Annotated in this window: 17 protein-coding genes and 1 other annotated feature; of the genes, 16 read left to right on the top strand and 1 reads right to left on the bottom strand. The window is 45.5% G+C overall.

Features of this window, described 5'->3' with window-relative positions; all coding sequences use genetic code 11:
* The first annotated feature begins 227 nt into the window (after positions 1 to 227).
* Positions 228 to 418 (top strand) — a binding site (T-box leader).
* A gap of 42 nt (positions 419 to 460) precedes the next feature.
* The 3 genes from Dia5BBH33_RS03410 to citC all read left to right on the top strand — a co-directional run bounded on the left by Dia5BBH33_RS03410 (position 461) and on the right by citC (position 5,930).
* A complete protein-coding gene (locus Dia5BBH33_RS03410; protein WP_143332388.1) occupies positions 461 to 3,118 on the top strand; it encodes a valine--tRNA ligase in 2,658 nt (885 codons plus the stop codon).
* A gap of 165 nt (positions 3,119 to 3,283) precedes the next feature.
* Positions 3,284 to 4,621: a bifunctional folylpolyglutamate synthase/dihydrofolate synthase gene (locus Dia5BBH33_RS03415; protein ID WP_143332389.1), complete on the top strand. Its 1,338-nt coding sequence runs from the start codon at positions 3,284 to 3,286 to the stop codon at positions 4,619 to 4,621.
* Between the two features lie 220 nt (positions 4,622 to 4,841).
* On the top strand, positions 4,842 to 5,930 hold the full coding sequence (citC, locus tag Dia5BBH33_RS03420; RefSeq protein WP_022381595.1) for a [citrate (pro-3S)-lyase] ligase: 1,089 nt from the start codon (positions 4,842 to 4,844) through the stop codon (positions 5,928 to 5,930).
* 58 nt (positions 5,931 to 5,988) lie between these two features.
* On the opposite strand, the gene Dia5BBH33_RS03425 is transcribed toward citC, so the two are convergent.
* Complete coding sequence (locus tag Dia5BBH33_RS03425; RefSeq protein ID WP_108849835.1) at positions 5,989 to 6,552, bottom strand: hypothetical protein; 564 nt, start codon at positions 6,550 to 6,552, stop codon at positions 5,989 to 5,991.
* A gap of 158 nt (positions 6,553 to 6,710) precedes the next feature.
* On the opposite strand from Dia5BBH33_RS03425, the gene Dia5BBH33_RS03430 reads away from it, so the two are divergent.
* The 13 genes from Dia5BBH33_RS03430 (at position 6,711) to Dia5BBH33_RS03485 (ending at position 19,228) form a co-directional block, all read left to right on the top strand.
* Positions 6,711 to 7,469, top strand: a complete 759-nt coding sequence (locus Dia5BBH33_RS03430; protein WP_108849834.1) for an NAD-dependent protein deacylase — start codon at positions 6,711 to 6,713, stop codon at positions 7,467 to 7,469.
* Positions 7,470 to 7,784: 315 nt separating this feature from the next.
* Positions 7,785 to 9,089, top strand: coding sequence for an ammonium transporter (locus Dia5BBH33_RS03435; RefSeq protein WP_022381598.1), 1,305 nt, complete (start codon positions 7,785 to 7,787; stop codon positions 9,087 to 9,089).
* A gap of 10 nt (positions 9,090 to 9,099) precedes the next feature.
* Entirely contained in the window at positions 9,100 to 9,471 is a 372-nt protein-coding gene (locus Dia5BBH33_RS03440) for a P-II family nitrogen regulator (protein WP_022381599.1), read from the top strand.
* A 679-nt stretch (positions 9,472 to 10,150) separates the two neighbouring features.
* Positions 10,151 to 11,596: a cysteine--tRNA ligase gene (gene cysS, locus Dia5BBH33_RS03445; protein ID WP_143332390.1), complete on the top strand. Its 1,446-nt coding sequence runs from the start codon at positions 10,151 to 10,153 to the stop codon at positions 11,594 to 11,596.
* Between the two features lie 82 nt (positions 11,597 to 11,678).
* Positions 11,679 to 12,056: a Mini-ribonuclease 3 gene (locus Dia5BBH33_RS03450; protein WP_231939236.1), complete on the top strand. Its 378-nt coding sequence runs from the start codon at positions 11,679 to 11,681 to the stop codon at positions 12,054 to 12,056.
* Complete coding sequence (gene rlmB, locus Dia5BBH33_RS03455; RefSeq protein WP_231939235.1) at positions 12,043 to 12,924, top strand: 23S rRNA (guanosine(2251)-2'-O)-methyltransferase RlmB; 882 nt, start codon at positions 12,043 to 12,045, stop codon at positions 12,922 to 12,924. Before Dia5BBH33_RS03450 ends, rlmB begins: the two co-directional genes overlap by 14 nt.
* A gap of 3 nt (positions 12,925 to 12,927) precedes the next feature.
* Positions 12,928 to 13,440, top strand: coding sequence for an NYN domain-containing protein (locus Dia5BBH33_RS03460; protein WP_143332391.1), 513 nt, complete (start codon positions 12,928 to 12,930; stop codon positions 13,438 to 13,440).
* 192 nt (positions 13,441 to 13,632) lie between these two features.
* Positions 13,633 to 13,869, top strand: a complete 237-nt coding sequence (gene secG, locus Dia5BBH33_RS03465) for a preprotein translocase subunit SecG (RefSeq protein ID WP_022382024.1) — start codon at positions 13,633 to 13,635, stop codon at positions 13,867 to 13,869.
* A 117-nt stretch (positions 13,870 to 13,986) separates the two neighbouring features.
* The gene (rnr, locus tag Dia5BBH33_RS03470; protein WP_143332392.1) at positions 13,987 to 16,023 is read left to right on the top strand and encodes a ribonuclease R; all 2,037 of its coding nucleotides are present in this window, start codon (positions 13,987 to 13,989) and stop codon (positions 16,021 to 16,023) included.
* 40 nt (positions 16,024 to 16,063) lie between these two features.
* Complete coding sequence (gene smpB / locus Dia5BBH33_RS03475; RefSeq protein ID WP_022382022.1) at positions 16,064 to 16,534, top strand: SsrA-binding protein SmpB; 471 nt, start codon at positions 16,064 to 16,066, stop codon at positions 16,532 to 16,534.
* A 13-nt stretch (positions 16,535 to 16,547) separates the two neighbouring features.
* Positions 16,548 to 17,483: a hypothetical protein gene (locus tag Dia5BBH33_RS03480; protein ID WP_143332393.1), complete on the top strand. Its 936-nt coding sequence runs from the start codon at positions 16,548 to 16,550 to the stop codon at positions 17,481 to 17,483.
* Positions 17,484 to 17,649: 166 nt separating this feature from the next.
* Positions 17,650 to 18,189: a transposase gene (locus Dia5BBH33_RS11180; RefSeq protein WP_198419626.1), complete on the top strand. Its 540-nt coding sequence runs from the start codon at positions 17,650 to 17,652 to the stop codon at positions 18,187 to 18,189.
* 301 nt (positions 18,190 to 18,490) lie between these two features.
* A complete protein-coding gene (locus tag Dia5BBH33_RS03485; protein ID WP_408609033.1) occupies positions 18,491 to 19,228 on the top strand; it encodes a transposase in 738 nt (245 codons plus the stop codon).
* Positions 19,229 to 19,333 lie beyond the last annotated feature (105 nt).

Raw genomic sequence — 19,333 nt, forward strand, 5'->3', positions numbered from 1 at the left:
TGTTTAGCAGGAATAGTCAGTTATTGAAAAATACTTTGCAAAACTATTACACCATTTATATATTATATTACATCAGAGACGGAGTTTCCAATTTACATAGATATCTATGTAAATGATTTAAGCAGTATTTTCCTGCTGGAAGGAAGAGATATCCATTATTTTATTCCTTTTCTCATGATAAGAATATTCTTGCATAAAGAAATAAATCCTGCTATTATATACCATATATAAAAGCTGTGAAGGGAAGAAGTCGTGGATTTCTTTACAGAGAGCCATTGGTGCTGGAAAATGGCAGGAAAGAATCGATAAGTCACCCCGGAGCTGACTCTAAGTCCGCCGCGCACGTTACGCGCTAATGAGAGATCATTTCTTAATGATTATTTAGGTGGTACCGCGGAAGCACTCTTTCGTCCTATAGATGGATGGAAGAGTTTTTTTATTTTAACAGGAGTTGAAAAACATGGCCGATTTAAAAGATCAAAAGCTGGACAAGTATGATCCAAGCGAAATTGAACAGGGTTGGTATCAGTATTGGGAAGATCATGGCGTTTTTCATGATGAACCGGATCCGGAGAAAGAACCGTACAGCATCGTTCTTCCGCCGCCGAACGTTACCGGCCAGCTTCACATGGGACATGCCCTTGATAACACACTGCAGGATATCCTTATCCGTTACAAGAGAATGCAGGGATATAACGTCCTCTGGCTGCCGGGCAAGGATCATGCCGGCATAGCAACTCAGGTTAAGGTAGAAAAGCAGATTGCTGAAGAAGGCCTCAGCAAGTATGATCTCGGCCGTGAAAAATTCCTGGAACGCGTTTGGCAGTGGAAAGAAAAGTTTGGAAACCGTATCGGCCTTCAGATCAGAAGGCTGGGTTCTTCCTGCGACTGGCAGAGAGAACGTTTCACGATGGATGATGTCTGTGCACGTGCGGTAAGGGAAGTTTTCTTATCCTTATATGAAAAGGGCCTGATTTATCAGGGATTCAGAATTACAAACTGGTGCCCGAGATGCCAGACTGCCCTTTCTGATATCGAAGTAGAACATGAGGATGAAGTCGGACATCTTTGGTATTTCAATTACCCGATCGTCGGTGAAGACGGATATGTCCAGATTGCAACGACACGTCCTGAAACAATCCCGGGGGATACAGCCGTTGCTGTCAATCCAAATGATGAAAGATATGCCCATCTTGTAGGCAAGAAGGTAAAACTTCCGACAACAGACCGTGAAATTCCGATCATTGCTGATGATTATGTAGATATGGCATACGGCACAGGCTGCGTCAAGATTACTCCGGCGCATGACCCGAACGACTTTGAGGTGGGAAGCCGCCACAATCTTGAGACCATCGTCATCATGAACAAGGACGGCACGATGAACGAAAAGGCCGGCAAGTACAACGGCATGGACCGTTATGAAGCCAGAAAAGCCATCGTTCAGGATCTGAAGGATGCCGGTCTTCTGGTAAAGATTGAAGAAACAAAGCATGCTGTCGGACACTGCTCCCGCTGCAAGACGATCGTAGAACCGATGACAACCAAGCAGTGGTTCGTCAAGATGAAACCGCTTGCCGGCCCTGCCATGGAAGCCGTTACATCCGGCAAAACAAAGTTTGTTCCGGAACGCTTCTCCAAGACATACATTCAGTGGCTTGAAAACATCCATGACTGGTGCATTTCCAGACAGCTCTGGTGGGGTCACAGAATTCCGGTATGGTACTGTGATGACTGCGGCGAAGTAAGCGCATCCCGCACGGATCTGACAAAGTGCCCGAAATGCGGAAGCGAACATATTCATCAGGATCCGGATGTCCTTGATACCTGGTTCTCCTCTGCACTCTGGCCATTCTCAACAATGGGCTGGCCGGAACAGACACCGGTTCTCAAGCAGTGGTATCCGACATCCACGATGGTCACCGGTTATGACATCATTTTCTTCTGGGTTGCCAGAATGATGTTCATGTCTATGGAATTCATGCATGAGATTCCGTTCAAGTACGTATTCATTCACGGTCTGGTCAGGGATTCCCAGGGCAGAAAGATGTCCAAATCCCTTGGCAACGGCATCGATCCGCTTGAAGTCATTGAGAAGTACGGCGCTGATGCACTGCGCTTTACCCTCGTTACCGGAAACACACCGGGCAATGATATGCGCTTCTACTATGAGAGAGTAGAAGGAAATAGAAACTTTGCCAACAAGCTCTGGAACGCAACAAAGTTCACACTGATGAACCTGGATGACTATGACAAGGATTTCGTCCCGTCCAAAGACCAGCTGACACTGGCAGACAAATGGATTCTTGACCGCCTTGCTTATACAGAAGATTATGTAAGCAATAACCTTGACAAATTCGAACTGGGTGAAGCTGCTGACAGCATTTACAATTTCGCATGGAACTATTTCTGCGACTGGTACATTGAAACTGCAAAAGCCCGTCTCTATGGCGAACACAATGATGACAGAAAAGTCACGCAGTATGTCCTTGTTTATACATTGACACGCATGCTTGCCCTGCTGCATCCGTTCATGCCGTTCATTACAGAACACCTCTGGCAGCATCTGCCGCATGAAGGAGAAACACTGGCAAGAGCTCCATGGCCGAAGGCTGATGAAAACTTAAAATTCCCGGTTGAATCGGAACAGTTTGACCGCATTATGGATGCCATCAAAGCAATCCGCAATATGCGTGCCGAAGCAAATGTAGCGCCAAACAAGCAGTGCCATATCCAGAATGTTGTCCTTCGTGATGACCTGAAGAAGTGCCTTGAAGAGAATAAGGGATACTTCGAAAAACTGGCTCATGTTGAAACCATGGATATCCTGCCGGCAGATGCAGACAAGCCTGAAAATGCGCTGACTGCAGTCGTTACAGGCATGGAAATCTATCTGGAACTGAAGGGCCTGATTGATACTGCCAAGGAAAAGGAAAGAATCGAGAAGAGCAAAGCATCTCTTGAAAAGGAAATTGCCAGAACATCCGGCAAGCTCAATAACAAGGGATTCCTGGCCAAAGCTCCGGAAGATGTTGTAAAGAAGGAACAGGACAAACTGGCTGAATTCGAAGAAAAGATGAAATCTTTGAATGAACGCCTTGCCTTCCTTGAAAACCTTTAATCAATGATTGACACTGACACTGCCTCTTGGGAATACCGACTGGCAGTATTATGGTGTCTTATCCAGGGAGAATAAAGCATTACAGCAGGCAATGATTTTCTTTCGACTTTATTTATTTCAATCCGGAAGGGATGAGTCAGATCCACGGCCGGAAAAGGAGAATCGATGAATTATCAGGAATCAGTAACTTACTTGGAACAGGCTGCTTCTTTCGGCATCAAGCCGGGTCTTGAACGTATTCAGGCAATTCTGGAAAAGCTTGGACATCCGGAAACAGCTTACAGAACAATCCATGTAACAGGAACAAATGGCAAGGGCAGCGTTGTTGCCATGATTACCAGCGTTCTGGAAAATGCACAGCTGAAAATAGGCAGATATGTGTCACCGCACCTGATTGACTACACGGAACGCATCTATGTAGGCGGCCACGACGTGACAAAGGAAACTTTTGCAAAAGCGGCTACTGTTGTCAAAGAAGCTGCCAATCAAGTTATTGCTGAAGGCGTTGAAGCTCCGACTGAGTTTGAACTGCTGACAGCGATGGCCTTCTGGATCTTCCGCGAAGAAAAGGTGGATTATGCGGTTGTCGAAGTGGGCATGGGAGGACTTTATGACTCCACCAATGTCATTCTTCCAGTCGTCTCAATCATTACGAATGTGGCAATGGATCACATGAAGTATCTGGGAAATACCCTGGAAGAAATCGCCCATCAGAAAGCCGGCATTATCAAGACGGGAATCCCTGTAGTTACCGCTGCGCAGCATGTTGCCTTGAAGAAACTCAAGAAAGAAGCTCACGAAAAGGGCTCCAGAATCTACTTCTACGGAAGAGACTTTGAAATTGATTCCAGAAGCAAATGGAAAAACGGACAGGTTGTTGTCGTCAAGAGAAAAGACATGCCGAAGGAACTGGAAAAGAGTCTGCTTTACGTTCCTTTTGTCGGTGCGCATCAGGCTGTCAATGCAGCCGTTGCCACAATGGCAATTTCTGTTGTCATGAAGCAGGATGACCGCATCAATGAAAATGACTTGAGAGAAGGCCTGGCAAGAAGCCAGTGGAAGGGACGCTTCGAAATCCATGATGTCAAGGGTGTTACCTATGTCATGGACGGCGCCCATAACCCGGCAGGCGCAGAAGCTCTTGGCGAAGCTTTGGATGAACAGTATCCTGGAAAACGCAGAATTTTCGTATTTGCCTCCCTGGCAGATAAAGATACGGAAACCGTTCTCCAGCTCCTGGTACGCAAGGGTGATATGGTATTTGCATGTGAAGCACCAACACCGAGAACACGCAAGGCAGAAGAAATCGGAACCATGCTTGAATCACAGAAAATCAAAGCTGAGTTCAAGGCAGAACACAGTGTAGATGAAGCACTTTCCGACGCTGCCGCGGCCGCTGGTGAAAACGATATCGTCATGATCTGCGGATCCCTGTATATCCTGGGAGATGCAATCCGCTTCATTGAGGAAAAAGAAGCATCCGCTGCAGAAGAGACTAAATAATGACCGCAATAAAAAGCTGTGAAAATGAACAATCATTTTCACAGCTTTTTTGCATATCCATCAAAATACACATATTTGATTTAGTAATCATCAAATGATAAATAATCATCATTATCTTGCCGCTGATTCGCTTATGTGCTATAATACTTATATAAAAATAGTAAATAGTATACTCTTGTTATGATATGTCGAGTATTATTTCAAATAAAGGAGCTGTCAAATGATTACAGAACGTGAAATCTTCTTAACGAATCCAGATGAAAAGGCTGCAGTCATAGAATTTTTAAATGGATTTGGACTTACCTTTACAGGCAATATTGATTATACGATGGGACTTTTTGAGGACGGAAAGCTGATCGGGACAGGCTCACTCGGCGGCAGAGTCATGCGTGATATTGCCATCAGCAAAGATTACCAGAAGAAGGGGCTGACAAGAAGAATCATCCGCAACCTTCAGGGAGAATCATACCGCCGCGGAATTACGGGAAATCAGATTTTCACAAAACCTGCCAATGTACCGGTCTTTGAGCATATGGGATTCAAATGCGTTGCTGTCGCTGAACCATATGCAGCGCTTCTTGAACATGGCACGGATACACTGGAGGATTACCTGGGGAGGGTACGCGCCATCCTTGGCTCCGGCGAAGGCAAGAACCGCGGCGCTATTGTCATGAACTGCAATCCTTTCACATTAGGCCACAGGAGCCTTGTCGAATATGCTCATAACAACTGCGATGAAGTCATCATCTTTGCTGTCAGGGAAGACAGGAGCGTATTCCCATTCTCCGACAGATTTTCCCTTCTCAAGCAGGGCGTAAGGGATATGAAGGGCGTAGAAGTCATCAGCGGCGGAGATTATATTATTTCCAATGCTACATTCCCGACATACTTCATTAAGGGCACCGATGAACTCGCTGCCCAGACAAAGCTGGATGCAACAGTTTTTGCAACCAGGATTGCTCCGGCCCTCAACATCAGCGTCAGATTTGTCGGGGAAGAACCGACAGATAAAACAACACTTGCTTATAATAAGGCAATGAAAGAAGTGTTCAACGAAAGCGGCATCGAGCTGAAGGAAATCCCCAGAGAGCAGAAGGGAAATCAGATCGTATCTGCTTCCACCGTCAGAAAGGCACTTGCCGAAGATGACTGGGAAACGGTATACCGCATGGTTCCAAAGACGACGCTTGTTTATCTGAAGAGTGATGCAGGACAGGAAGTCATACGCCGCATCAAGATGATGGACAAGATCAAGAAGATGGAGGCAGAAGAAGCGGCAAAGAAAACAGAACCGGAAAAAGAAAAGTAATATTGGTCAATAAAAAAGGAAGGCTCTTTCGGGCTCTCCTTTTTATTATCTATTCAGATTATTTCAATCCGAGTTCATCCTTGTGCTCAGTCATGCCGTCAATGCAGGCCTGCATGACAACATTCTGGTCAAGGCCGAGCATCTCAAAGCCTTTCTTGATGACGTCACGATTGCATCCGGCAGCAAATCTTTTATCCTTGAATTTTTTCTTCAGGCCTTTGACATCCATGCCTGTAATGCCTTCAGGACGCATGAGGGCGTATGCATGGACGACACCGGTCAATTCATCTACCGTAAAGAGACTTTTTTCAATGTCAGTCGTCGGAATGACTTCATCCGTGCATAATCCATATCCATGAGAAATGATTGTCTTGATATCATCCTCATCGACACCTTCGGGGGCCAGGAATTCCCTGACATGATGGCAGTGCTCATTCGGGTATTTTTCATAGTCTACATCGTGAAGATAACCGATTGCTTCCCAGTGATCCTTGTCACCGCCGTAGATGGCAGCCATAGCGCCCATAGCAGCGCTGACGGCAGCCGCATGAGTGAAAAGATGATCCTCTGTCGTGTATTTCGGCAGTATTTCCTTTGCTTTTGCTAACGTTAACTGACCCATAAAGAACCCTCCTTAAAATGCAGGCTTTAAAGTTTTGAATTATAATAAACAATAGAACAAAGAACGCCGTGTGTCAATGCTTTGAGAAGTATAATCCAGGGGAAAGACTGCCCGGATAAGACTTTCAAATTTATCATGTAAGAGAGGAGAGAGGAGAAATGGCTGAAGAGAATAGCAGTATTGAAAAGCTGGCTGAGATGATAAAGGACCACCAGCATATTGTTTTCTTTGGCGGAGCAGGTGTTTCTACGGAATCTGCAATCCCGGATTTTCGCGGCAAGAACGGATTGTATTATCAAAAGGTAAGCGAGAAATGGTCTCCGGAAGAAATGCTTTCCCACCATTTTTACAGGGAGCATCCGGATTTGTTTTTCACTATGTACAAGAAAATGGCGGAAACAATCAGCCATGCGGAGCCTAATGCGGCGCACAGGGCATTGGCAGAGCTTGAGAAGATGGGAAAACTTTCCGGTGTCGTCACTCAGAATATTGACGGGCTCCATCAGAAAGCAGGGAGCATGAATGTAGTGGAACTTCACGGCTCCACGCTTCACAATACCTGTGAAAAGTGCAGAAAGCAGTATGATCTTCCTGAATTCATCTCCCGCCCAAATCCAGTGCCGCATTGCGACTGCGGCGGCATCATAAAGCCGGATATAGTGCTTTATGAAGAGTCGCTCGATATCAATGCCATAGATGATGCTGTATGGCTCATACGCGGCGCGGATATGCTGATCATCGGGGGAACCAGTCTTGCCGTTTATCCTGCCGCAGGATTTATCAATGAGTTCAGTGGGGATGCACTGGTCATTATCAACAGGGATGCTACATCCAAAGATAACGCTGCTGATCTTGTCTTCCGTGATAATATAGGGGAAGTCCTGGGAAATACTGTCAGGATTCTCAGGGGAGAATGATTGCGGAAGGATATTGAATTTATGATATGGGCTTGTTTTTTGAAAAAAGGCAGGCTATAATTAGAAACATAATTTTACATATGGTGATGAGGCCCGCATACGATACGTATGCGGGCCTTTGACTTTTGGGAGGTGGGAATTGTGATAACATTCATTTTTTGTGGAACTGCTTCTAAGAATGAAAGAAACTATAAAGCATATGTGCATACGGGTTATCGACAGTGAGTAAAATCCGGATAATGAATAATTTTATAGATGGCAAAGATGTCATGACGAAGACTGCGTCATGATTTTTTTATTGGAGGGAATCTATATATGAAAAAGTATCTTTTACCCCTGTCATTTCTCTTAATGACACCAGGCGCTGCCCTGGCAGCAGATGGAGAAAACGCCCTGAATGGGGCAGACACTGCTTACGTAGCAATAGCTGCGCTTCTGGTCCTGATCATGACGCCGGCGCTGGGATTTTTTTATGGCGGCCTCGTAAGAAGAAAGAATACAATCAATACGATCATGATGCCCATGATATGCCTGGCTATCTTCACCGTACAGTGGTTCCTCTACGGGTATTCCCTGTCTTTCGGACCGGATGTCGGAGGTATTATCGGGAATCTTGACTGGGCATTCTTCAAGAATGTAGGCATGGCAGCCGAACCAGAGTATTCTGAAACGATTCCGCATATACTCTTCGCCTTGTTCCAGATGGCATTTGCTATCCTGACACCGGCAATCATAAGCGGCGGAATTGCTGAAAGAATGAGATTTCCTGCTTACTGCCTGTTTGTCCTTCTTTGGGGGACTCTGGTTTATGATCCGATGGCCCACATGGTCTGGGGCGTGGGCGGCCTAATCCGCGATATGGGCGGACTTGATTTTGCTGGTGGAACGGTTATCCATGTAACATCAGGCTTCTCCGCACTGGCTGCTGCTGTTATCATTGGAAAGAGAAGAGGATACGGAATCCTGACCATGCATCCTCATAATATCCCCTATGTATGCCTTGGCGGCAGTTTCTTATGGCTTGGCTGGTTTGGATTCAACTCCGGTGCAGCTCTCAATGCATCGGATGTCATGGCGCAGGCTCTGGCCAACACGGGCATTGCTTCCTGCACGGCCGGATTGGTCTGGGTGCTGATTGAACAGATCCTTCATAAAAAGATGACGGCACTGGGCCTTATGACTGGCATCCTGACCGGGCTGGTAGGTATTACGCCGGCAGCCGGATTCGTAGATGCTTCGGCCTCTTTCCTGATCGGCATAACAACTCCTCTTGTCTGCTATTTCTTTGTTTCCTATGTAAAGGCAAAACTTGGGTATGATGATACGCTTGATGCATTTGGCTGCCATGGTGCAGGCGGCGTATGGGGTGCATTAATGACTGGCGTATTCTGCACGAAGGCAGTCAATCCTGCCGGGGCTGACGGACTTCTTTATGGAAATCCGGCCCAGATGATTCCGCAGATTACAGGAATTGTTACAGGGATTATCGTTGCCGTTGTCATGACCGTATTAATTCTGAAGATTCTTGGCGCATTCATGCAAATCCGTGCGACGGCTTCCGAAGAAGCACAGGGGCTTGACCTGATCGACCATGGCGAACGTGCTTATTTCAAGTTATAAGGAGCCTGCTATGAGTGAAGAAAAGAAGATATACAAGGTAGATGCAGTGATTCGTCCGGAAAAACTGGAAGAATTAAAAGACAAGCTTTACGAAATTGGTGTTACTGGAATTACAGTGACCGAAGTCTATGGGTGCGGACTCACCAGAGGGCAGGAGGAAATTTATAGAGGAAGCGTACTCTATGTGAATCTTCTTCCCAAAATCAAAGTGGAAATCGTCATCTACGAAACACCGCTTGATACATTGATTGATACCATCCGCGGCGTCTGCAATACAGGGCATGTCGGGGATGGAAAGATTTTCGTCTCTGAATTGTATACAGCGGTCAAAATACGTACAGGAGAAAGAGGCGGCGCAGCCATTATCGATGATAAGGCCTAGGAACGCGGACAAATTTATTTATTCCTCAATCGGCATATTTGATGTCATTTTCAGCACGGAAAAAGGGAATTGACGATTCGTCTGTATTGTCGTATCTTATCCCTCTTTTGCTGTTGACAGCTTTGGCGTATTGCATCTATAATGATAAATAAGCATCACAGGTCTGTGGCTGAAAATCGATGGCAGTCGCAGCCAAAACGATCCACGTAACGCAGAAAAAATTTCTGCTGAGCATGGTGCGGTTTAGAAGTAAGTCCTGCCGGTAAACCGAGAGGGTTAGTAGTGAGAGGGAACACCGGGTAGCGAAAGCTCCAGCAGGCGAGTGTGGGGTCAAAAGCCAGGTCAGCTGAGGATGCTTATTTAAAAAAGTCATATGGGCGATGAACAAAAGAAGTACCTCAGGTTTGTCATACAGAGAGGACAGGAATCGGTGAAACTGTCTTGATTAAACGGAGCGAAATGCATTTGTGAGCTGAAAAGGGGAAACGTAGTATCCTTTTCCGTATGTTTGCGATAAAAACATTTTGAGCGGCTTATGCCGACAGAGTGGATAACGGGCCACCGTCTCTGTGAGGCGGTGGTTTTTTAATGGAAGCTGGCAGACAGTTCAATTAAAAGAAAGCAGTGTCTCACTGGTATTAAGGGCTGCGGATTCCAAATAGTCATTGGAGGAATTTTTATGGAAGAAATCAAAGTTTATAACACACTGACAAAGGAGAAAGAAGTTTTCAAGCCGATCACTCCTGGCGAAGTCAAGATTTATGTCTGCGGAGTAACGCCATACAATCATCCGCATATCGGAAATGCGCGTCCGGCAGTTACATGGGATATCATCCGCCGTTATCTTGAATACATCGGCTACAAAGTAAAATTCGTACAGAATTTCACGGATGTCGATGATAAGATCATCAATAAAGCGAATGCAGAAGGCACCGACTGGAAGACAATTTCCGACCGTTACATTGATGCATACTTCAAGGTCATGGATGCGCTGCATGTACGCCGTACAGACGTTTATCCAAGAGTTTCCGATCATATGGATGATATCATTCATATGGTGGAAGAACTGATCAAAAGCGGACATGCCTATGTTTTAGGCGGCGATGTTTATTATGACATTTCCACATTCAAGGACTATGGCAAATTGTCCGGAAGAAAAGTGGAAGATATGCTCGCCGGCGCCCGCATTGAAGTCAACGATGAAAAGAGAAACCCGGGCGACTTTGCCCTTTGGAAGGCAGCAAAGCCGGGTGAACCGTTCTGGGAAAGCCCGTGGGGCAAGGGAAGACCAGGCTGGCATATTGAATGCTCTGCCATGTCTACCCACTACCTGGGAAATACCATTGATTTCCATGGCGGCGGATCCGATCTTATTTTCCCGCACCATGAAAATGAAATTGCCCAGTCCGAAGGATGCACAGGCTGCCATTTCGTAAATTACTGGCTGCACAATGGATTTATTACCATTAATTCTGAAAAGATGAGCAAGTCTCTCAACAACTTCTTCCTTGTGAAGGATGTCCTTGAAAAGTATTCCGGAGATGCTCTCCGTTTCTTCCTCCTGTCTACTCATTACAGAAGCCCGCTTGACTTCTCCGATGACCGTCTGGAAGAAGCAGAAAAGAATATGGACAAGCTGAAAGATGTCATTGCCCGCATCAAGGAAATGTCCTCCATCGAAGGCAGCGAGGAAACAGAAGCTTCCAGGAAACTTGCTGAAGCAGCAGACCATGCCATGAAGGTATTCCATGAAGCCATGGATGATGACTTCAATACAGGCCTCACAACCGGTGCCATGTTTGAACTGGCAAAGGCAATCAATGTATATTACAACGAAGTACATGCAGGCACTGCATTCAACAAGGAAGCTGCCGATAAAGCAGGACAGACATTCAAGACAATTCTCGACGTCCTTGGCATTCTGGAAAAGGAATGGAAGAAAGAAGAAGCCTATGACGACAAAGACTATAATGATCTCATGAATGTTCTTCTTGAAATCAGACAGTCGGCAAGAAAAGCCAAACAGTATCAGATTGCTGATGAAATCCGCGACAAGCTTGGCGAAATCGGTATTGTGATTGAAGATACTCCGACGGGAGCAAGGTGGAAAAAACGTGGAGTTTAAAAGAGTCCTCTTTTTAAAAAAACAGATGACGCGCAAAATAGGAAAGGCATCTCCTGCTCTTAGTGAGCAGGAGGTTTTTTCCATGGATGCGCTGACACTGGCTTATATCGGCGACGTATGCTGGTCTTTCTTCATCAGGAAAGCTTTGATTGATACAGGAATTTATAATGTTCAAATTTTAAACAGCCTGGCCTCTGAAATGGTATCGGCCAAATGGCAGAGCCGTATCCTCTTTGATATCATGGAACTTCTGTCAGACAGGGAGCTCAAGGTCTGCAAACGTGCAAGAAATACACATTCCAATGTGCCGAAGAGTGCAACTGTCGAGGAATATCGAGAATCGACAGCTTTTGAAGCTCTGATCGGTTATCTGTATCTTTCGGGCCAGACGGAACGACAGAATTTTATCATGGACAGGGGACTGCGCTTTTTAGCGGAGGAAATGAATGATGAAGGATAAAAGAGCATCTCATACAACCAGGGAAAAAGATTCCTCGTATAAGCAGAACAAAGACACAGGCAGAAACGAAAAGCGTCCGAAGAGCATGCAGGCAAAAAGGAGAAATCCCGCCCAGCACAGGGGAGAAAGAAAGCCCGACATTGATACTTCCCTTGTGACATACGGAAGAAACAGTGTCATGGAATTTCTGCGTGCCGGAAAGGTCAGGCAGATCTATCTTAAAAGCGGCAGACATGATGAAAGGCTTCAGGAAATCCTTGAAGAAGCAAAATCACGTGCTGTTCCGATAAAGGAAGTGGAGGAAGAAGAACTTGACTCCATGTCCGGCGGTGTTGTCCATCAGGGAATCGCTGCGCTTCTCTTCCCTTATGAGTATCAGGATATGAACGCTGTCATTAAGAAATGGGAAGGAAAGGATCCGATTTTCATTCTTTTTGATGGAGTGGAGGATGTCAGGAATTTAGGCGCCATTGTCCGCACAGCTGAATGCGCCGGTGCTGCCTGTGTGCTTCTGCCGAATCATAAAAGCTCTCCTGTCACAGCAGCCGCTATGAAAACAGCAGCAGGCGCTTTCGCATATCTTCCTGTCTGCAGGATCGGCAACATACAGCAGACGTTGAAGTATCTGAAAGAAAAAGGTTTCTGGGTTGTGGGAACAGACATGGACGGGGAAAGCTTGTATTATGAAGCCAACCTCAAAGGGCCTCTTGTCATTGTCATGGGCGCGGAAGGAAAAGGGATGAGTCCTCTTACGCGCAGGATGTGTGATTTCTGTGTCCGTATCCCCATGAAAGGAAAGGTCTCGTCACTGAACGTTTCCGTGGCGGCGGCTTTATTGCTGTATGAGGCGGTAAAACAGAGGAATTAAATCATGAGAGATCTCTATCTGGTTGATGGATATAATGTGATATTCTGGGTGCCGGATGTATTTGGCAGAGATGATCTGGAATCCAGCCGGAAAAAGCTGATCGACCTTCTTCAGGATTACGGAGCCCATAACAATATAGAAATGATTGTTGTGTTTGATGGCATGGGCACATCGACAAAAGTGAAGAAGGAAGTATTGTCGGATTCTTTTGCCATTGTCTTTACTCCGAGCAGGATGACAGCAGACAGCTATATAGAAAAGGAATCGTATATCAGGCGGAATGAGTACAGGTCCATCTACGTTGTCACCTCTGACGGGCCTGAACAAAGACAGGTCCTGGGAAACGGATCCTACCGCGTGGCTGTTGATGATCTGATGTGGTCCTTGAAGCATGACAAGAAGGATCAGCATACATTCATCAAAAAGAATAATCAGACAAACCGCAGAAGCGAAATAGGACATTCACTTCCTCCATCCGTTCAGGAAAAACTTGATAAACTCAGAGGCAAAAAATAGACGGCAGTGCTTCCGGCTATGATCATGCACCATGTGAAACAATACATTGTATTTTTAACCGGGATTATAGTGTTGGTATTGACCCGCATGCAAGAGTAGTATAAAATAAAGGTTAATGTTAGGTTTATTATCTTAAGAAGGGCCGTGTCTGCTTTTAGGTATTGAAAAAGCGGATATAGAGGAGGATTTACAGTGAAGTACTTTTTGATCGGAACTACATTATTGGTATCTATTTTATTGATTGTCGTTGTTGTTGCCCAGGAATCCAAACAGCCGGGCATGGGTTCAGCTATCGGCGGCGGTGCTGAAGCAGTAGCAGGCGGCAAGACCAGGGGCAAGGATGCAGTTCTCTCTAAGTTTACTGTGGTATTTGGCATTATCTTTGCGGTGCTCTGCCTCGTACTTGGGAGATATATGAATACTTTCTGATTGATGAAAGGAGGCTTGCATAAACTGCAGGCCTTCTTTTTATTCACAGGGAAATATTCCGGCCTGGATAACGGATAAGCGAAGTATAAAGTGCGGTTTGGATAATTGGAGAGAAGAATGGAAAAGACAGAGAAACTAGTTTATAAGCCAGGCGTAACGCTTGAGGGGATTTATAAGGCATACAGTCCGCGTTTTGGTTTTCTCATTACAGATGATGACCATGAAGACGTATATATCGGGGAAGATAATCATCTGAACGCTGTTAATAATGACAAAGTCGAAGTGAAGACAATCAAGGGCGAGACCGGAAGGCATAATACGGAAGGCCGCATTACCCGTGTCATTGAAAGAGCAAATGATACGTTTGTATGCACGTATGAAATGCTGAAAGACGGCGGAGAGGCTGTGCCGATCGATGAAAAGGTCGATATGGTCATTGAAATTCCTGAAGGCCAGGAAATGGAAGCAACAACTGGCGCAAGGGTCATCGTTGAAGTAACGGAATGGCCGGGGAAATGGACGGATGCAAAGGGCCATGTCACGGAAGTTATCGGTTATGAAGGGGACAAGGGCCTTGATATCGATATCATCATTGCCCAGCACAGGCTGCCGCATGTATTCTCCGATGAACTCATGAAGGAAGCCGATGCGCTGCCGCGTGAAGTCGTTCCGGAAAATGGCGTAGCGGATTTCAGGGATCTTCCTATCGTTACCATCGACGGACCAGATTCCAAGGACCTTGATGATGCGGTATACTGTATCCGCAAGGAAAACGGTCATTTTGAACTGGGCGTTCATATTGCCGACGTATCCCGGTACGTGAAAAAGGGAATGCTCCTTGATGAGGAAGCTTACAGACGCGGAAACAGTGTGTACCTGGCAGACCGCGTAATTCCTATGCTCCCGTTCCAGCTGTCCAATGATCTTTGCAGTCTGAATCATGACGAAGACCGCTATGCGATGTCCTGTGTCATGGATGTGGATCAGAACGGAAATGTTCACACAGAGAAAATCACGCCATCCATGGTCCGCGTGGCACGCCGCTGCAATTATCCTGAAATAAACAAAGCATTCGAGGAAGGAATTGAACCGGATGATCTGAAACCGTTCCTCCCGATGCTGAAGGAGCTTAAAGCCTGCGCTGACTGCCTGCGCAAAAACAGATCCGAGCGCGGCGCATTGAATTTCGATTTCCCTGAATACAAGGTAGTCCTCGATCTTGACGGAACGCCCCTGCGTATCGAAAAACGCATCAGAGGCGCTGCCGAGATGATGATTGAAGACGCTATGATTGCGGCCAACGAAGCTGTTGCACGTTTCCTTGAAAAGACAGGAAACACATCAGTATACAGAGTCCATGACCATCCGGATGAAGAAAAACTCAATGCACTGAAGCGGCTGGTATCCATTATGGGACTTCCCATTCATATTCCGGAAGATCCCACGCCAAAGGATATACAGAAGCTTCTTGAAAGTGTAGAAGGCGAAGATATTGAACCTGTCGTACAGGTAATGACACTCCGCTCACTGCCGCAGGCATGCTACAAGACGGAAAATGCCGGCCATTTCGGTATCGCAAGCAAGTGCTATACCCATTTCACTTCGCCGATCCGCAGATATCCTGACCTCATGGTTCACAGGCTGATCCGCCAGGCACTGAGCGAGCAGCTCAAGAAGAATCAGCTCAAAGCGCAGACAGATTTCCTGGTAAGAGCCTGCGACCACTGTTCTGAAACAGAGCAGAATGCAACACAGACTGAAAGAGATGTCGATGATCTGAAGATGACAGAATATATGATTCCTTTCGTAGGGGAACCATTTGATGCCCATATTACGGGCATCACACGTTTCGGTATATTTGTTGGACTTGATAATGGTGTTGAAGGTCTGATCCATATCGATACCATGGAAGATGATGAATACGTCTATCAGGAAGACAGCATGACGCTCAAAGGCCGTTTCTCCGGAAAGACATATTCCATGGGCATGCCCGTCAGGGTAACGCTGGTAAAAGCGGACAAGGAAAGAAAAGAAGTCGACTTCTTCATGGGAGAAATCCATTCACCGCTGAACCTTGAGAAAAAAGTCAGATCATCCTCGAAATCACATTCCAAAAAGGGAAAGAAAAACAAGAAATCAAAAGGAAGAAGGTAATCTGATAAGGATTACCAGATAAAATATCCAGGAGGCGAGTATGGACGGAAGCAAGAATGCACCGCCTATTGTGAGTAATCGGCAGGCGTATCATAATTATTTCATTCATGATACTTATGAATGCGGGATCGCGTTGACTGGGACAGAAGTAAAATCGATCCGGGCCGGAAAAGTAAACCTGAGGGACAGCTTTGCGAGAATCCAGAATGATGAAGTATATTTATGGAATGCGCATATCAGTCCGTATGAACAGGGAAATATATTCAACCATGATCCGCTTAGAACCAGGAAGCTGCTTCTGCATAAAAAAGAAATCATGAAAATTGAAATGCAGCTTAAGACAAAGGGATATACACTGATACCGCTTAAAATGTACTTCAGGCATGGAAAGGTCAAAGTGGAGATCGGAACTGCTACAGGCAAAAAGCTGTATGACAAGCGGCAGGATATGGCGGCAAAAGCTGCAAAGCGGGATTTAGACAGAAGAATTAAAGAACAGAGATATGACTAGAAGGGATTAGAAAATGGACGAAAACAATAACCGCAAAGGACATTCCTATACATCGAAAGGCCCTCGCGGGAAGCGCGATTTTTCCAAGCGCGGCCATGGGAAACCAGGATTCTCCGGCGGCAGGGGAGCAGGACACGGTAAAGACTTCAAGGACGGAAAAAGGGAATTCCGCAGGAAACTGGAACCCGGTGTTGAATTCATAGACAGAAAACTTGGGGTCGGCATTGTACGCAAGGTTTCCGAGGATGGAATCACCGTAGTCTTTGGCGATCTTGAAAAAGTCATTCCCCGCAGAAAACCTGAAGACAGGAAGCCGGGAGGAAGATTTGCCGATAAGGACAGAAGAGGAGGAAGATTCGAAAAGAGCGGCAGACCTCCGCTGAAGAGAACAAATGCGAAGGGCGAACCGATTGAGAAGAAAATATTCTCATTCGATCCGAGCGAAATGAAGCCCGCTCCGGTGAAGAAGGAAGAAAAGGATCAGCAGCTTCTCGGTCTCGTTGTCATTGATGATGTCTTGGGAAAGGGAACGGCCAGCCGTATTACTGAAAGAGGCACTTATGTGACCTATGAAGCCACGGGCGAACACGTTATGTATCCGACCGGACTTCCGCAGAAGCTCCTGCACTCTGCCTCTCCTTCCAATAAGAAAGCGAAGAAAGATGCATTGCCCAGGGGCAAGGGAAGAACGTATACAGTGCCGGAAGGGGAAACAAGGAAAGAGAAAGCGGCACCAAGCACGGGTTCTCCCAAAGAAACCAGACACGGAAATACCGTATACTTCGAACTTGGAATTGGAACACTTGTCCATTCTCCTCTTTATGGAAACGGAAAGATTTCTGAAATCGGCAGCGGCCGCCTGACAGTTGCTTTTGACAGCGGGGATCAGGAATTCAGATATCCGCAGGCATTTGCAGATGGTGAGATAGCAGTAATTACAGAAGACTAAATAAAAATACTGGCGCTAGATCCGGGCGCCAGTATTTTTTTACGAATTTGTAAAGGTTATGAAGGCAATAAAAAAGGGGATGTGACAAAATTCATCCCAACAAAAAGGGCTCTGCCCCGGATCATTTGGTCCGGGGCAGAGCCTTTCGTGTTATAATTTTTTTGCAATGAAAAATAACAACACTAGCAATCATTTTACCGCAGAACAAGGCATTTTGCCAATGTTTCCCTCTGAGATTCTCAATGTCGATGATCCTGTTTTAATGTATGACAGATTTATGGAGGAAATCGATCTTAAAAAGTACCTTCGTTACATACCGACGCGTGGCGCTGGCAGACCCAGGTATAATCCCGTCAACATGCTGAAAACGATCATCTATGGTTTCGCAGAAGAAGGATATTGCTCTTTTAGAAAACTTGAAGATAATTGCAGGGTTAATATCAGATATATGTACCTGATGAATTATGAAGCCCCATCCTATCGGACATTCTGTCATTTCGTGAAGGGCTTTCTTAAGTATTCTCTCAAGGATATCTTTTATTCAATTACGAAAGAACTCTGCGGCAAACTCAACGTGGATTTGCAGCATATATATATTGACGGTTCCAAGTTTGAAGCGAACGCAAATAAATACAGCTGGGTATGGAAGAAATCCGCTGAAAAATCCCGCTACAAGCTTTTTTGCCAAGATTACCAGCCTTTTTGAGTTACTCAATGATGATCTTAAGTATGACCATATGAGTGTAAACATCAATACAGAATACGCTCCGGACTATCTGCGTCTGGTATTGGATAAATTAAAAGAAATCTGGCAGATTGATGAGACGGCCTTTGTTCATGGAAGCGGGCATCGCAAGTCCGATCATCAACGCAAGTATGAGCAGCTTAAGGCATATACATCAAAACTTGAAGAATATGTTGAGAAGATACAGATATGCGGTACTTCCAGAAACAGTTACTCGAAGACCGATACGGATGCAACATTCATGCGAATCAAGTCGGACTACATGGGAAATGATCAGCTTCTGCCTGCATACAATGTCCAAATAGGTGTTGCCGATGAATTTATTGCCGTAATTGATGTTAACCAGTATCGTTCAGATATGGATTGCTTCGTACCGCTGATGGAGGAATTCCACGAAGTCTATGGGGCTTATCCTAAGTATCCTGTGGCAGATGCAGGATATGGATCTCTCAACAATTACATCTATTGCGAGCAGCACGGTATGGAAAAGTATATGAAATTCCCCATGTACAAGAAAGAAACGAAAGACAAGAAATACCATACCAATCCGTTTCGGCCAATAAACTTTAGAGTTGATGAGAATGGAACCATCCGTTGTCCAAATGACAGGGCTTTCAAATTTATCTATAGACATCTGGTCAGAGGGAACTTATACGGCAGGCAGGAGGAAGTATTTGAATGCGAAGACTGCCAAGGATGCCCGCTGGCAGAGCAATGTAAAAAGACCCCGAAGAACAAAAGAATCTCATTGAGCAGAGAACGGAATAACATGTACCAGGAGGTTCAGGATAATCTGGAAAGCATCCATGGAGCCCTGCTAAGAATGAACCGGTCAATCCAGGCTGAAGGAACTTTTGGAATCATGAAACATGACAGATGGTACAAAAGAATCGTCAGAAAAGGGATAGATTCTGTAAAAGCCGAGTTATACCTGGTAGCACTTGGCTATAATTTAAGGAAATACATCACAAAAATAATGCGTATAAGGATTGCCGCCTAAGACAATATAATTAAAAGTCTTATGGGGGGTAAGGGGGCTTACGCGCATTTTTACGTAAAAGGCTTACAGCAGAGCTAAAAATGATGAAATAAAGACGCAAAAAAG

The organism is Dialister hominis (genome assembly GCF_007164725.1).
In the GTDB taxonomy this organism is placed as follows: Bacteria; Bacillota; Negativicutes; order Veillonellales; family Dialisteraceae; genus Dialister; species Dialister hominis.